The 15513-nt window shown below is 51.9% G+C and carries 16 protein-coding genes; 8 read left to right on the plus strand and 8 right to left on the minus strand.

Translation table 11 applies throughout. The annotated features are described in order from the left end of the window. Positions 1-14: 14 nt before the first annotated feature. The 8 genes from crcB to J4E70_RS01215 all read left to right on the plus strand — a co-directional run bounded on the left by crcB (position 15) and on the right by J4E70_RS01215 (position 7571). Positions 15-392 carry a fluoride efflux transporter CrcB gene (gene crcB, locus J4E70_RS01180; RefSeq protein ID WP_213887235.1) on the plus strand — a complete coding sequence of 126 codons (378 nt, stop codon included), beginning with the start codon at positions 15-17 and terminating at the stop codon, positions 390-392. Beyond that, the gene (locus J4E70_RS01185) at positions 389-1441 is read left to right on the plus strand and encodes an RluA family pseudouridine synthase (RefSeq protein WP_213887236.1); all 1053 of its coding nucleotides are present in this window, start codon (positions 389-391) and stop codon (positions 1439-1441) included. Before crcB ends, J4E70_RS01185 begins: the two co-directional genes overlap by 4 nt. Continuing rightward, entirely contained in the window at positions 1438-2130 is a 693-nt protein-coding gene (locus tag J4E70_RS01190; protein WP_213887237.1) for an HAD-IA family hydrolase, read from the plus strand. Before J4E70_RS01185 ends, J4E70_RS01190 begins: the two co-directional genes overlap by 4 nt. Then, entirely contained in the window at positions 2127-2849 is a 723-nt protein-coding gene (locus J4E70_RS01195; RefSeq protein ID WP_213887238.1) for an ATP12 family chaperone protein, read from the plus strand. The genes J4E70_RS01190 and J4E70_RS01195 overlap by 4 nt, the downstream gene beginning before the upstream one ends. Before the next feature lie 202 nt (positions 2850-3051). Further along, positions 3052-4068 (plus strand): amino acid ABC transporter substrate-binding protein, encoded by a 1017-nt coding sequence (locus J4E70_RS01200; protein ID WP_213887239.1) that lies wholly within the window; start codon positions 3052-3054, stop codon positions 4066-4068. 133 nt (positions 4069-4201) lie between these two features. Continuing rightward, on the plus strand, positions 4202-5461 hold the full coding sequence (locus tag J4E70_RS01205) for an amino acid ABC transporter permease (RefSeq protein ID WP_213887240.1): 1260 nt from the start codon (positions 4202-4204) through the stop codon (positions 5459-5461). Between the two features lies 1 nt (position 5462). Continuing rightward, complete coding sequence (locus tag J4E70_RS01210) at positions 5463-6767, plus strand: amino acid ABC transporter permease (protein WP_213887241.1); 1305 nt, start codon at positions 5463-5465, stop codon at positions 6765-6767. Positions 6768-6779: 12 nt separating this feature from the next. Continuing rightward, entirely contained in the window at positions 6780-7571 is a 792-nt protein-coding gene (locus J4E70_RS01215) for an amino acid ABC transporter ATP-binding protein (RefSeq protein ID WP_281414271.1), read from the plus strand. 71 nt (positions 7572-7642) lie between these two features. On the opposite strand, the gene J4E70_RS01220 is transcribed toward J4E70_RS01215, so the two are convergent. From J4E70_RS01220 to J4E70_RS01255, 8 genes are all read right to left on the minus strand, one after another. After that, positions 7643-8146: a SixA phosphatase family protein gene (locus J4E70_RS01220; RefSeq protein ID WP_213887242.1), complete on the minus strand. Its 504-nt coding sequence runs from the start codon at positions 8144-8146 to the stop codon at positions 7643-7645. Then, positions 8143-8799 carry a ferredoxin gene (locus J4E70_RS01225; RefSeq protein WP_213887243.1) on the minus strand — a complete coding sequence of 219 codons (657 nt, stop codon included), beginning with the start codon at positions 8797-8799 and terminating at the stop codon, positions 8143-8145. The genes J4E70_RS01220 and J4E70_RS01225 overlap by 4 nt, the downstream gene beginning before the upstream one ends. Further along, entirely contained in the window at positions 8796-9590 is a 795-nt protein-coding gene (locus J4E70_RS01230; RefSeq protein WP_213887244.1) for a sterol desaturase family protein, read from the minus strand. Before J4E70_RS01230 ends, J4E70_RS01225 begins: the two co-directional genes overlap by 4 nt. 42 nt (positions 9591-9632) lie before the next feature. Continuing rightward, on the minus strand, positions 9633-10514 hold the full coding sequence (gene argB / locus J4E70_RS01235) for an acetylglutamate kinase (protein ID WP_246531555.1): 882 nt from the start codon (positions 10512-10514) through the stop codon (positions 9633-9635). Positions 10515-10613: 99 nt separating this feature from the next. Continuing rightward, positions 10614-11264 (minus strand): ribosome biogenesis GTP-binding protein YihA/YsxC, encoded by a 651-nt coding sequence (yihA, locus tag J4E70_RS01240; protein WP_213887245.1) that lies wholly within the window; start codon positions 11262-11264, stop codon positions 10614-10616. After that, the gene (locus J4E70_RS01245; protein WP_213887246.1) at positions 11264-12007 is read right to left on the minus strand and encodes an MOSC domain-containing protein; all 744 of its coding nucleotides are present in this window, start codon (positions 12005-12007) and stop codon (positions 11264-11266) included. The genes yihA and J4E70_RS01245 overlap by 1 nt, the downstream gene beginning before the upstream one ends. A gap of 2 nt (positions 12008-12009) precedes the next feature. Continuing rightward, positions 12010-13830 (minus strand): membrane protein insertase YidC, encoded by a 1821-nt coding sequence (gene yidC / locus J4E70_RS01250; RefSeq protein WP_213887247.1) that lies wholly within the window; start codon positions 13828-13830, stop codon positions 12010-12012. Between the two features lie 105 nt (positions 13831-13935). Then, positions 13936-15471 (minus strand): putative bifunctional diguanylate cyclase/phosphodiesterase, encoded by a 1536-nt coding sequence (locus J4E70_RS01255; RefSeq protein ID WP_213887248.1) that lies wholly within the window; start codon positions 15469-15471, stop codon positions 13936-13938. Positions 15472-15513 lie beyond the last annotated feature (42 nt).

Consider the following 15513-nt stretch of genomic DNA (forward strand, 5'->3'; position numbering starts at 1 on the left):
AAATGAGAAGCGCCATGATCTGGACCGTTTTACAAGTTGCTCTGGGTGGCGCGATCGGCGCTTCTGGCAGATACCTAACTGGTGTGGCAGCGCTGCGTTTATTTGGCCATGGCTTTCCCTGGGGAACGCTGGTTGTGAACGTCGTTGGCTCGTTCCTTATGGGAGTGCTGATTGTTATGCTCGCAACGAAAGGCGACAACCGATTAGCGCCGTTTTTGATGACGGGTGTTTTAGGGGGTTACACAACCTTCTCGGCATTTTCTCTCGACGCGCTTACGTTGTTTGAAAGGGGACAGGTGGGGACCGCTGCACTTTATGTTGCAGGAACGCTTGTACTGACGCTATCGGGTATTGCGCTTGGTGTCATGGTTGCACGGGGGATTTTGGCATGAGCCGCGTTCAAATACTTGAGATTGGAGCAGATGATGCCGACCAACGGCTGGATCGTTGGTTTCGCCGGACGTTCCCGCATATTGCACAGGGTCGGATCGAAAAGATGTGCCGGAAAGGTGACATCAGGGTTGATGGTAGCCGGGTTAAACCTGCGACGCGTCTCGCGCAGGGCCAAAGCGTTCGTATCCCGCCGTTGCCGGATGCGAACGAGATCAGCTCTCAGGCGAAGCCACCCCGTTCGACGGTTTCAGATGAAGATGCCAAGCTTATACAGTCTTGTGTGATATATCGCGACGATCATGTCATCGCGCTGAACAAACCACCCGGGCTTGCCACACAGGGCGGAAGCAAACAAACCCGCCACGTCGACGGTTTGGCCGAGGCGCTGCGCTTTGGATACGAGGAAAAGCCACGGCTTGTGCACCGGCTTGATAAAGATACCTCCGGTGTATTGCTTTTGGCGCGCACCCGAGCTGTCGCTTCGGCACTGACAAGCGCATTTCGATCACGTGAAACACGTAAGATTTACTGGGCTGCAGTCGCTGGGGCACCGATGCCACGGCAGGGATCGATCCGCTATGGTCTTGTGAAGGCGTCAGGGCACGGTGGGCATGGTGAAGCAGAAAAGATGATGTGTGTGCACCCAAGCGAAGTTGAGCGCGTGGAGGGGGCGAAACGCGCCACGACAGACTATGCTATTCTTTCAAATCTCGGAGGACGCGTGTGCTGGGTCGCCTTGGTGCCGATAACGGGGCGCACCCACCAACTTAGGGCGCATATGGCTGAGATCGGGCATCCGATCATTGGTGACGGAAAATATGGTGGCTCAGGGCAGGAAAACCTTGGTGATGGTTGGGGAGCACAGCTGGGCGGCGAGATAAGCCGCAAGTTGCATTTGCACGCCAGGTCGTTGCGCATTCAACATCCCGTCAGCGGTGCGGCACTGAACATTACCGCACCTTTGCCCGAGCATATGGAGCGTACATGGGAGACACTTGGATGGTCACCTGCCGACGTTCCCGAAGACCCTTTTGAGGACGAGTTTTGACGGACGATCCGCTGCGTTTGGTCGTATTTGATGTCGACGGAACACTTGTCGACAGCCAACAGCAAATACTTGCTGCGATGTGTGCTGCGTTTCAGGCGTTAGACTATCCCATGCCCTCTCGGTCCGAAGTATTGAGCATTGTTGGTTTGTCTTTACCGGTCGCGATGGCAACGCTTGCTCCAGACCTAAGTGACGCGGCGCAGGCTGAGTTGGTCAATGGATACAAGCATTCTTTCATGACCACGCGACAGAATGGTGGGGCCCAGGCACATGCGCCGCTTTACCCATATGTCCGCGAGATGATTGCAAGGCTAAGCTCTGCCCCCGGTATATTGATGGGCATTGCGACCGGAAAGTCGCGGCGTGGTCTGGACCACCTTTTGGAAAGCCACGCATTGCAGGACGTTTTTGTGACCCAACAGGTTGCCGATCATCACCCGTCAAAACCGCATCCGTCGATGTTGCATACTTGTTTGTCCGATACAGGCGTACAGGCCGAGCATTCAGTTATGATCGGGGACACAGAGTTTGATATTGAAATGGGCCGCGCGGCTGGGTTTCATACCATAGGGGTCAGTTGGGGTTACCACGACCGGGCGCGTTTGTGTGCTGGCGGTGCAGATCAGATTATCGATGATTTCAGAGTACTGCCCGAGGTGCTCTTTTCGCTGTGGGGAACGCATCTATGAGCGAATGGAAGAAGAAGCGATTCTGGAAAACAGTTTCCGTTGCTGAAACGCCAGACGGTTTTGAAATTCGTTTGGATAACCGCTCTGTAAAAACACCATCCAAGGTCACCCTTTGTATGCCAACACGTATGTTGGCGGAAGCCGTTGCCGAAGAATGGGAGGCTCAGGTCGAAAGCATTCAACCTGAAACAATGCCGCTGACCAGAGCGGCAAATTCTGCGATCGACAAAATTATGCCGCAGCATGCCGAGGTCGCTGCTTTGATCGCTGATTATGGGGGGACGGATCTTTTGTGTTACCGGGCGGCTGCGCCGGTAGAGCTTGTCGCGCGTCAGGCAGAGGCATGGGACCCGGTTCTAAAGTGGTCTGAGGAGGAGCTTGGGGTTGCGCTGAAAACAACAACCGGGGTCGTCTACGTGCCACAGCCGGAGAAGAGTATTCACACACTCAATGGTCTGGTTCACGCGATGACGCCGTTTCAACTTGCGGGTTTTCACGACCTCGTCTCAATCACTGGCTCTCTGATTGTCGGACTTGCCGTATCAAAGAAATTTCTTTCCGTTGACGAGCTTTGGTTCAGGGCACGAATCGACGAATCGTGGCAGGAAGAGCAATGGGGCAAAGATGACGAAGCGAGCGAAACAGCAGAACTTAAACGCCTCTCCTTCCATAATGCCGCAAAATTCCATTTTTTGTCCTCTGACCGAAACTATCTATGATTTCGCTTGTCAAACAGGGTTATTGTCGGCGTGAAACGTAGTTCACGTAACGTTAATATACGTACAACCCCTTGACCTTGGCTCCCATATTTGGCCTAACTTTATGCACTTAGGGGGGATTAACCCCTATGTATCGCCTCCGGCTTTTGACGAAGCTGGAATAACCGCTCTGAAATGAGCGGACTATCAGGAAGAGGTAAACATGAAAAAATCCGTATTTCTTGGCGCCCTGACCGTCGCCGGTATTGCTGCCGGCGGTGTCTTCGCCGGTACGCTCGACGACGTTAAAGCACGTGGCAAGCTAAACTGTGGTGTTACCACTGGGGTGGCGGGCTTCGCTGTGCCAGATGCAAACGGTGAATGGGACGGCTTTGACGTAGGCGTTTGCCGCGCCGTCGCAGCCGCGGTCTTTGGTGATCCAACTGCTGTAGAGTTTGTGCCAACCACTGGTAAAACTCGCTTCACCGCGCTCGCCTCCGGCGAAATCGATATGCTCGCCCGCAACACGACCTGGACTTTCAGCCGTGACGTTGACCTGAAGTTCGACTTCGTTGGTGTCAACTACTATGACGGCCAAGGCTTCATGGTTCCGACTGCGCTGGGTGTGACTTCGGCTAAAGAACTGGACGGTGCCACGGTTTGTATCCAAACCGGCACCACAACCGAGTTGAACCTAGCGGATTTCTTCCGCGCTAATGGTATCAGCTACGAGCCAGTTCCGATCGAAACCAATGCAGAAGGCCAGCAACAATATCTGGCTGGCGCTTGTGACACTTACACCACAGACGCATCTGGCCTTGCTGCAACACGTGCAACTTTTGAAAGTCCGGACGACCACGTTTTGCTGCCCGAGATTATTTCGAAAGAGCCACTCGGACCACTCGTTCGCCACGGCGACAACGAATGGGGCGATATCGTGCGTTGGTCTTTGAATGCGCTGATTTCAGCTGAAGAGCTGGGTGTAACATCCGCAAACATCGGTGAGATGTCCGCAGGAACCAACAATCCAGAGATTAATCGTCTTCTGGGCACCGAAGGTAACTTGGGTGAAATGCTGGGTCTGTCTGCTGATTGGGCAAAAAATGCCATCGCAGCTGGTGGTAACTACGCCGAATTGTTCGAACGGAACATCGGCGAAAATACCCCGATTGGTCTGTCACGCGGACTGAACGCACAATGGACTGATGGCGGTTTGCTTTACTCGCCTCCATTCCGCTAAGAGAAAATTGAAAGGCGCGGCCTCGGCCGCGCCTTTTGCGCTCTATAAGTAAAATAAAACAATAACGCCTTGGGCTTAACGAGCGCAGCAAATGCGCCAAAAAAAACAACCAAGGCTTACGGGGATGTCTTCTATGACAACACTGACCGACCCTCCTAAGGAGTCGTTTCGGCTATCTATGCTGATTTACGACACCCGCTATCGGTCCATGACGATACAAGTCGTGGCACTGATAGGCTTCCTTATCGCGATTGGCTGGCTTATCAGCAATACCGCAAACAACCTGGCCGAACTCGGGAAAGAACCAAGTTTTGGGTTTTTGTGGGAACCAGCTGGCTATGACATCAACCAGAGATTGTTGGATTACAATTCTCAGAGTCCTCATATCCGCGCAGCCGTAATCGGCTTAATGAACACGCTTGTCGTGGCGGTGCTTGGATGTATCACGGCCACAGTACTGGGCGTGACAATCGGTGTACTGCGGCTTTCCAAAAACTGGATCATCGCACGTTTGATGACGATTTACGTCGAAAGTTTTCGTAATGTCCCTGTTCTGTTGTGGATCGTGTTCGCAATGGCGATCATTACCGAAACATTGCCGCAACCCAAAGACTTCAGAGGCGAAGACGCGATTGCAACGATGAAACTTGGTGACAGTGTTGCTATCACAAACCGCGGTGTCTACATTCCCGAACCTCTGTTTTCGAGCGGAATTGGAGATGTGTCGGTTTTCAACGACGCATTTGAAGTCAGCCTTGATCTAATGGCCATTCTTGCACTTTTGGGTGCTTCATTGGTGATTTCTGGCTTGATCAAAAAGCGCGCCGATCAGATACAAGCCGCAACGGGCGTCAGACCGACGACCTGGTATGCCAGGCTTGGCGTTATCGTTATACCGATGGCGATCCTTTTATATGTGCTCGGTTTCCACCTTGGATATCCTGAGCTCAAAGGATTTAACTTTACCGGTGGTACGCATCTGCGAAACTCTCTCATCGCACTTTGGCTTGCGTTGTCGCTTTATACAGCGGCCTTTATTGCCGAGATCGTACGGGCTGGTATCCTTGCAATTAGTAAAGGGCAAACAGAGGCTGCATCAGCGTTAGGGTTGCGTCCCAGCCGCACGATGAACCTTGTGATCCTGCCGCAAGCGCTGCGTGTGATCATTCCGCCGCTCATTTCTAATTATCTGAACCTGACCAAAAACTCCTCGCTCGCTATTGCGGTGGGCTACATGGATCTCACCGGCACTTTGATGGGCATAACGCTCAACCAAACAGGCCGCGAACTTGAGACGGTTCTGTTGGGAATGCTTGTTTACCTGACCATTTCATTGAGCATCTCGATGGTAATGAACTGGTATAACAATTCTGTTAAGCTGAGGGAGCGATAAGATGTCTGAAGTTTCATTTGTACGCACCGAAATGCTTCCGGAGCAGGCACCGCCAGCAACGACGGTGGGCTTTGTCGGCTGGATACGACACAACCTGTTCACAGGTTGGTTCAACTCGATAGCTACGGTGTTATCGATGCTGGTGATTTACTTTGTATTGTCCAAGATTTTACCCTGGATGTTCATGTCTTCCTGGTCGGCTGGTTCGCTGCACGAGTGCCGCGAGGCGATTGCTGCCGCTTACGGAGAGCATCACGAAGGCGCGTGTTGGGCGGTGATTAGGGAACGCTGGATTCAGTTGTTCTTTGGGTTTTATCCTTCAGAACTTTATTGGCGCCCGATACTGGCATTCTTTTCATTGTTTGTTGCGCTCGGACCAGTATTGTTTGCCGAGTATGTGCCAAAGAAACTGATCTGGTTCACAGCCATCTTCCCATTCTTTGGGGCATGGTTGCTATGGGGCGGATCGATCTGGGTTCCGATTTCGGCAATACTGGGGTTTGTATTGGGCTACGTTGCCTATCGGGTGATCACACCTATTTTGGGTAGCCTAGCCGGCGTTATCGCTGCAGCAGCAGTTCCGGTTCTCTGGTGGATCGCACTTGCGAGTCTTTTTGCGAGTTCTTTGGAGAGCATCATACCACTTGGTATCGAAGCAGTAGAAAGCCGCAAATTCGGTGGCTTCATGTTGTCGATTACCATTGGGGTCGTTGCAATCTTTGGTTCACTGCCTTTGGGGATCGTCCTGGCGCTAGGTCGGCAGTCTGATCTGTTGATTGTTAAGGCGCTATGTGTCGGCTTTATCGAGTTCATTCGTGGCGTGCCGCTGATTACTTTGTTGTTTGTGGCTTCAACATTGCTGAATATCTTTTTGCCACCGGGTACCAACTTTGACATCATCCTTCGGGTGCTGATCATGGTTACGCTGTTCGCAGCAGCCTATATGGCAGAGGTTGTTCGGGGCGGGCTTGCAGCCCTTCCAACCGGGCAATACGAGGCCGCAGATGCCTTGGGACTTGATTATTGGAAAGCGCAGAGGCTGATCATTATGCCGCAAGCGCTGAAAATTTCGATTCCCGGGATCGTGAGTACCTTTATCGGTGTTTTCAAGGATACAACTTTGGTTTCGATCATCGCCTTGCTTGACCCACTAGGTTTGCTCGCAGGTATTCGGGCAGATTCGAATTGGAATGGTATCGTTTGGGAGCTTTATGGTTTCCTGGCGCTTATATTCTTTATCTTCTGCTTCTCAATGTCTCGTTATTCCATGTACCTGGAGCGCAAGCTTCAAACTGGCCATCAGTAAGGGAGTTCACAAATGTCTGAACTTGCACAAAAACGCGAAGCCGATCGCAGCAAAATGTCAGTTTCTGACCACATCGCTGTTCAAATCACCAATATGAACAAGTGGTACGGGGCGTTCCACGTGTTGCGGGACATTAACCTGACCGTAAATGAAGGCGAGCGGATCGTTATTGCGGGGCCTTCGGGTTCTGGAAAATCAACGCTGATCCGCTGTATCAACAGGCTGGAAGAACACCAGCAGGGCGATATCATCGTTGATGGGACTGAGCTGACATCGGATCTTAAAAACATTGATAAGATCAGATCTGAAGTTGGTATGTGTTTTCAACACTTCAATCTCTTCCCGCATCTGAGCATTCTTGAAAATTGTACGCTGGCACCGATCTGGGTTCGTAAAACGCCCAAAAAAGAAGCCGAAGAAATCGCGATGCACTTTCTTGAAAAGGTGAAAATCCCAGAGCAGGCCGACAAGTTCCCCGGTCAGCTTTCAGGTGGTCAGCAACAGCGCGTTGCGATTGCACGCAGTCTCTGCATGAAGCCGCGGATCATGCTGTTTGATGAACCGACCTCTGCGCTTGACCCTGAGATGATCAAAGAGGTGCTCGACACCATGATCGAGCTTGCAGAAGAAGGTATGACCATGTTGTGTGTTACGCACGAAATGGGCTTTGCCCGACAGGTGGCTAACCGGGTTATCTTTATGGACCAAGGCCAGATTGTTGAACAGAATGAACCAGAAGAGTTCTTCAACAACCCGAAATCAGACCGTACAAAACTCTTCCTGAGCCAGATTCTCGGGCACTAGAGTTTAAATCTGACATCACGAAAAACCCTGGTCACTTGACCGGGGTTTTTTATTTAGAGGTGCATCTATTTCTAAACGAGGTCGCGAGGCACGACAAAATCAACAAGTTCTCCGCTTCCGGGGATAACGGCGTTCCAACTCGAGACATTGAAATCGATTATTGAAGTTGCTGCAGTTGGGTACTTGTCAAATTGCGCATGTGCCGGGCGTCTGGAGACCAACCCGGCAGCTAGAGAACCAGTTCCAGGATTGTGACCAAGCATCAAAACGGTCGTCTCACGTCGTTTTGAAAGCAAATTTAGCATTTGATGTGCGGAGGCAAGATAAAGCGCAGAGCTGATTTCAATGATTGCGTCGTCTTCCAGATGAGAAGAAAGAATTTTCCAGGTCTCAACGGTGCGTCTTGCGGTAGAACAAAGCATGGCATCTGGCAAATAGTGCTTGTCTGAAAGCCATTTCCCGATTGCATCGGCAGATATTCTGCCTCTTTCGTCCAGAGTGCGGTCGTGGTCATCCAGCAGTGGGTCATCCCAACTGGATTTTGCATGTCGGATCAGGATTAGGCGTAGTGTCATTGTGGGTGAAAGGCGTCCATGTGAAAGGCAGATTGTTCCGCTAACCTGCCATAAGTTGTGCTGATTGGACAAGCGCGCCGGACGGCGCATCCATAAAATCGACAGTCTTTTCCCTCTGCAGTATCGAGAAATGTCTTGCAGGCCGGAACGTCGTACTGGTCTTCTGTGATCGCGGAGACGGGGCAGGCGGTAACGCAGGGCTTCGTATCACAGGTCTCGCAGGGGTTTACCGAACTCTGGTCTGGTAAGGCGATACGCTGCGGCAGAGCGATTGCTGCACGGTAAGAAACGAACAACCCGGCACGATCATGAACCAACATTGCTACTGGTGATGACCATGCGCGCTTGGAACGAAGTGCCCAGCGAATAAACGGCGGATAGGGTGGCCCATCTGATGGGTAAACTGGCGTAGCGCCAAGTGCTCTGGCCCAGTCGTCAACTATACGCTTTGACCAAAGGTCCAACGGGTCTGGCAAACCGTCAGAAAATTCTGACTGGGTTGACACATGAGGCCAGAAACCCGGTTCGTGCGGTCCCAACAGTAAAAGTGTTTTTGTGCCGCTTGGTGTGAGGTCTTCATCTTCCGGGTGGAATGCCCCAAAAATGTCGAGATGGCGCGTCTGTGCTGCCTTCAGGAGCGTCTCATACGTCATTTGCGCAGGAAGGGAAGCTTAAGGCTCCACCCCAATTGTGCAGGGCGATCATCTTGCCATTCAAGCCCTATGGTCATTTTGGTATGCCCTGCCTTAGGCTGTGCGATATAGGTCCCAAACAACTGATCCCAGATCGAAAGAGCAAAACCATAGTTACTGTCGTGTTCCGCACGGTGAACTGAATGGTGAATACGATGCATATCAGGTGTCACAAGAATGCGACGCAACACCCGATCAACCGGCAACGGAAGCGAAAGATTTGCGTGGTTAAACATCGCGGTGCCGTTTAGCAGGATTTCGAACAACACAATTGCAAGCGCAGAAGGCCCTAGCAAATAAACCAGTCCAATCTTTAACAACATGGAAAAGGCGATCTCCACAGGGTGAAAGCGGACAGCTGTTGTTACGTCGATATCGCGGTCAGAATGATGCACCCGGTGGAACCGCCAAAGCAGCGGAATTTTATGGGTGATTAGATGTTGCGCCCAAATTGCAAAATCAAAGAACAATATGGCAAGAACGGTTTCCAGCCAAATTGGCCAGCCAAGTTGGTTTAACAAACCCCACCCCTGCGCATTTGCATCAATCGCGGCGCCAACCGCAAGCAGGGGCATAGCAAGCGCAAGAATTCGCAAGGTGACTGCGTCAAGGAAGGTGATTGCCCAGTTGGTCAGCCAGCGTTTTTGACGAGTCACGCTTCGCTCACGGCGTGGCCAAAGCGCTTCCAGTGTCGCGAAAACTGCAAACAGTCCGATAAAGATCGAAAGGCGTATTACGGCTTCGTTTTCCATGCGGTGAACTAAGCGGCTTATTCTTCGGAAGGCAACTGAAATTCAGGTTACCGGATTACCCGTACCTCGGATGATAGACCCTGCGCCATGTTCAGTAAAAAGCTCCAGCAAACAAGCATTGGGTGCGCGACCATCGAGTATAACAACAGCCCGCACGCCGCCTTCAATTGCAACCAGCGCAGTTTCGGTCTTCGGTATCATACCGCCCGCAATTATTCCTTCCGCTGTCATTTGGCGTATCTGATCAGGTGTGATCTCTGTCATGACATCACCTTCGGCATTTTTAACGCCGGCGACATCTGTAAGAAGCAAAAGTCGATCCGCCTTGAGCGACGCAGCAATTGCACCGGCTGCGGTATCGCCATTCACATTGTAGGTCTCACCGTTACGACCAGCCCCCAGCGGCGCGATGACCGGGATAGTATCGGCACCAAATAACGTGTGCAAAACGTTTGGATTCATTTCAGCAGGTGTTCCGACAAAACCGAGATCAGGGTTCGTCTGGTCACAGATCATCAGATTGGCATCCTTACCGGATAGGCCAACAGCTTTGCCGCCCTGCCGGTTTATCGCCTGTACGATCCGCTTGTTAACCCGGCCCGACAGAACCATTTCAACGACTTCAACCGTCGCGGCATCTGTAACGCGTTTACCATTTACGAATTCTGACTGAATGCCGAGTTTTTCCAGCATTTCATTAATCATCGGGCCGCCGCCATGCACGATGACAGGGTTCACGCCGACCTGCTGCATGAGCACGATATCCCGCGCGAAGCCGTCCATTTCATCATCGTCACCCATGGCATTGCCGCCAAATTTGATCACAACAATTGCGTCGTCATAACGTTGCAGATACGGTAACGCCTCAGAAAGGGTGCGGGCTGTAGCGATCCAATCTCGGTTCATGGCAGTTTGCTTCTTCATGTCTTTGTCCCTTTTCAGGCCTTCTTGATGCAAGGTCTGTACCTGGGGCAAGAATTTTTGAAAATTCTTGCAAAAAATCTTCAAAGATTTTTGGTTCTGCTATTCAAGCGTCGCGATTATGGCACGTAGCATGGGTATTCCTTCGCCTTTTTCGGAAGAGGTCAGGACCAGTTCGGGATAAGCCGCCGGATGTTTGCTCAGTGCCTGACGTACCTGCGCCAATACTTTTGTGCGATCAGCACCTTTAACCTTGTCCGTTTTGGTCAGAACAACCTGAAACGTCACAGCGGCGCGGTCAAGCAGAGACAAAATCTCTTCGTCGACTTTTTTTACGCCATGTCGCGCATCGATCAGAACGAATGCCCGCCTTAAGGTCTGGCGCCCAGCTAAGTAGGACTTGAGCAGCCTTTGCCATTTTTCCACAACTGGCAGTGGTGCGTTGGCGTACCCATAGCCCGGCAGATCGACAAGGTAGAGTTCGTCGCCAGCAGTGAAATAGTTGATTTCCTGGGTGCGCCCCGGAGTGTTTGAGGCGCGTGCAAGCCCCTTTCGTCCGGTCAATGCGTTGATCAGGCTGGATTTTCCAACATTCGAACGACCCGCAAAACACACCTCTAACCTGTCGGCCGGGGGCAGGCCGTCCATCGCGACAACGCCTTTGATGAATTCGGTCTCTCCAGCAAACAGGAGGCGCCCGGCTTCAACATCCTGGTGTTCGGGTTCTTTCGCAATGGGGAATCCAAGCTCCATCAAATCAGCTCCGCATTGTCACCAAGCGCAATTCGGCCCGGCGTGACAACTTCTGCATAGACACCGAAATCCTGATGACCCCAGCCTGCATTCAACGCGCCAAGCGTATCTGCATCACGTTCCCCGGTTTCCGGGTTCGCGGTGGTCGCCAGGCATCGTTTAATACGTTCTCTAATTTCGAATTCTGCAGTTCCAACCCGAAACCGTTGACCCAGCCATTCAAACTCTTCCCAGGGTTTGAGCCCCTCAAGCCAGATGTTTGCACGCCAGCGAAGTGGCGAAATCTCTTGGTCCAATTGCTTTGCGACCTGCGAGTGAGACGCGAGATTGGCGATTGAGATCGAGGGAAAGTCGGTATCAGTCATACCCCGGCCCGGAACACGTACCACGCGTGCCGATTGGGCGCGGTTTGGTGGGACAAGCGGCTTTACCCAATCAAGAAACGCCTCGCTGTCCGTGTCGGGGTTGAATGTGAACGGCGGAAGGCCTGGGTGGTTCAGTGTAACGAGGCCAGTTTCTTCATTCGCCCGTGCCTTGATAGCCATCAGTTTTGGCGCCTTGGAACCTATCGTAAAATTCACGCAGGGCGCCCATTCGGCATCGTCAGCTTTAGATGCGTCATGCGCGATGGCCCAGCGTCGGTCCCAGGGCATCGTGCGGCCAGCATCCAGCTCAACACTATCAAGCGTTTCGGTCCCATGTGATTTGATGGGATGGCGCCAGATGTGGGCGACCTTGGTCATACCTAAGCCTCGGGCTTATTGCGTTTAAAGGTGCCTTTGATGTTACCAAACACATCGGGTTTATATCCCTGGCTACGCATGATCAAATACTGTTGGGTGAAGGTAATCGTGTTGTTCGCAATCCAGTAGATCACAAGGCCAGAGGCGAAGCTGCCGAGCATGAACATGAACACCCAAGGCATCCAGGCAAAAATGGCTGCCTGCGTCGCATCTGTTGGGGCCGGGTTCAGTTTTTGCTGCAACCACATCGAAATACCAAGCAAAATTGGCAATACGCCAAGTGAAACGATTGCAAAGATTGATCCGGGTTCCGGCGTTGCATAGGGTAGTAACCCAAAAAGGTTCAGGATCGACGACGGATCAGGTGCCGAAAGGTCCTTGATCCAGCCAATCCATTCAGCATGACGCAGCTCAATCGTGACAAAAATCACTTTGTAGAGTGAAAAGAAGATCGGAATTTGCATGAGAATTGGCAAACACCCTGCGGCTGGGTTCACCTTCTTCTCTTTGTAAAGCTTCATCATCTCCTGCTGAAGCTTTTGTTTGTCGTCACCGGCTCGTTCTTTCAGGGCCGCCATTTCAGGCTGCAACTCTTTCATCCGTGCCATAGAGACATAGGATTTATAGGCCAGTGGAAACAGGATTGCTTTGATGATAAGCGTCAGACCGATGATCGACCAACCCATGTTACCAATGAAACTGTTTAACCAGTGCAGAACAAAGAAAATCGGTTTGGTCAGGAAAAAGAACCATCCCCAGTCAATGGAATCGAGGAAGCCAGTTATGCCGCCATTATCTTGGTAGTTGCGAATTGTTTCCCATTCTTTTGCACCCGCAAAGAGCTTGGTTTCAACAGACTGGATTGCACCGGGTTCCACCGTTAACGAGGCGTGACGCACTTCTGACAGGTAGATGTCCGCAGTTCCGATGTGTTTCTCGACGGCTGTAAAGGGTTGTCCGGCATTCGGGATCAGGGTTGTCATCCAATAGTGATCGGTGAATCCGACCCAGCCGTTTTCCGCAACTTCTGTTATTTGGGCAGCAGCGGCTTCACGCGGGTCAACATCTAAATCAACAATGTCGTCATAGTCTGTTTCAGCGAGCTTGCCGTCTGCCATCCGAATGGCACCTTCGTGGATAATGAAAAATCCCTTGAGGTTGTCTGGTTCGGTATGACGTACAAGTTGCCCATATGGACGAATGCGAACAGCTTCACCTGAAGTGTTTTCGACTGATTGCGTAACTGAAAACATAAAGTTCTCGTCAACCGAAATACTGCGGCGAAAAACAAGGCCACTACCGTTGTTCCAGATGAGCGTGACCGGAGTTTCAGGTGTTAACGTTGCGCCGGACTCTACGTTCCAGATTGTCAGGTGGTTTGGCAGTTCGGTGCTGCTCGCGCCAGCGGGTGTCCAGCCGAACAATGCATAGTAAGCGTTTTCTTCGGTTGTCGGCTTAAGCAGGGTCACGCCTTCGGAATCGGAATCGAGCGTTTCTCGATAGTCTGAAAGCGCTAGGTCATCGATTCTGCCACCCAGCAAGGAGATTGATCCGCTCAGGCGGGGGGTGTCGATGGTAACACGCGGGGCTTCAGGGGCTGTCGCATCGGGCGAAGGTGCAGCCAACGCAACGTTGTCGGAAGCGGCAGGAGGTGCGACGCCGGGGGTGGCCGTGTCAGAGGTGCCTTCCGTTGTCGCTGTAGTGGCAGGTTCAGCGTTTGGATCGGTTACAGGTGGTTCTGGCGCAAAGAAAGTGAGCCAGACCAGCATAACTAGTCCGCTCAGCGCGATTGCAAGAATAAGATTTCTGTTCTGTTCGTCCATGTGGGACCGCCCGCCTGTCCTGAATTTAGGTCACGGAGGTTGAACAGACTGAGGGGGAAAAGGTCAAGCGGTTTTCAGTAAAAACAACCCTTTTCGAACGATCTTTCAGCCGATGTAACGGCCAAACCGTGGTGGCGCGGATAGTTTTGCCAATTGTCTTTCTATCCAGGGTAGCGAGTCTTCAAATGACATGGGTCGCGCAACAGCAAACCCCTGAACGTGGCTGCAGCCAAGTTGCGATAGCATTGCATGTTCGCCGATCGTCTCGACACCTTCGGCCAAAGTCTCCAGTTCCAGCCGTTCAGCTAAGGACAGGATGGCCGAAACCATTCTTTGCTGACTTTGATCTTTATCAACATGGGTGATGAAGGATCTGTCGATCTTAATGCGCCCGACAGCGAAACGACGAATGTTCAAAATCGAAGCGTGACCCGTCCCAAAATCATCAAGGTCGATCCCGCATCCGAGATTTGCCAGAGTTGTCAGATTGCGCGAGACCGTATCGTCGCCCGGGCCAGCGACGACAGTTTCCAGAATCTCGACCGAGAGGCGTTCTGGCGCCAGATCAAATCGATCGAGTTCCCACTTAATTTTATCAACGAATTTGGGGTTGCGAAGTTCCTGGCTGGAAAAATTAACCGCAACAGACGGGATATTTAATTCTGCCTCATCCCATGATTTCAAAGCCGTCAGGGCATGGAAAAGCATTACCTCGTTCAGGCGTTCAGAAAGACCTGAGTTTTCGATTGCAGGTAAGAAGTCCGTAGGGGAAATTACACCACGTTCCGGATGGCACCACCGTGCCAGTGCCTCAAAACCAGTGATCCGTCCTGTATCGGTCGAGAGTTGTGGTTGGAACCAAGCTTGAATTTGACCGTTTTCAAACGCGCATTCAACATTGTCACTCATGACATTGGGAAAACGCGCTTTGTTCCGCATTTCATGCGAATAGGCCCGGATCGCACCGTTTGCATTTAGCCGCGCTTCAGCGAGCGCATCATCCGCAGCTTCAAGCAGTGGTTCACTGGTTTTTTCGGGTGCGTCGCCCGCGATACAAAACCCAATGCTCGCAGACAGGTAAATGGTCGCGGCGTCTATGAGTAATGGCTCGGCAATCGCAGACTGGATGCGCCCAGAAATTTGAAGGAGCGCTTCCAAATCCGCGCGCTGAACAGGTGCCAGAGCAATGACGAAGCGAGCTTTCTCCACCTGGGCAACGATATCCCTGTCACGAAGGACAGTGCGGACTCTGTTGTTTGACTGACAGAGGATATCTTCCGAGGCTCTGAGGCCAAATCGTTTTCTTAAAACGTCAAAATCATCGAGTTGGACTATGAGGCAGGCAGGTGTTCGACCGGTCCTTGGCGCTGCTGAGAAAGCCGTTTCAAGCGCCTGACACACATCTTCGTGCGATGCAGGCCTGCTAAAATCGTCTTGTCGAGTTTGCTTTTCATTTGGTCGTTCGGAAAAGCCTGACGCTGCTGCGAAAAAAACTGGAAGCAGGAGAGAAACGCCTACAAGCGCAGCTTCGCCTCCTAACCAAAAGCTTCCCAAAGTTAAGGCCGGGACAAACACATAAGTGTGTGAACCAGTGAACAGGTCAGAAAAAGCTTGTCTAGCTGGGCCGAATGAAATCCGCATAGTCTCGTATCCTGTTTTCACCGTCGAAATCTGCGGCGTTCA

Origin of the sequence: Pseudohalocynthiibacter aestuariivivens, assembly GCF_018457175.1 — a bacterium.
Taxonomy (GTDB): domain Bacteria; phylum Pseudomonadota; class Alphaproteobacteria; order Rhodobacterales; family Rhodobacteraceae; genus Pseudohalocynthiibacter; species Pseudohalocynthiibacter aestuariivivens.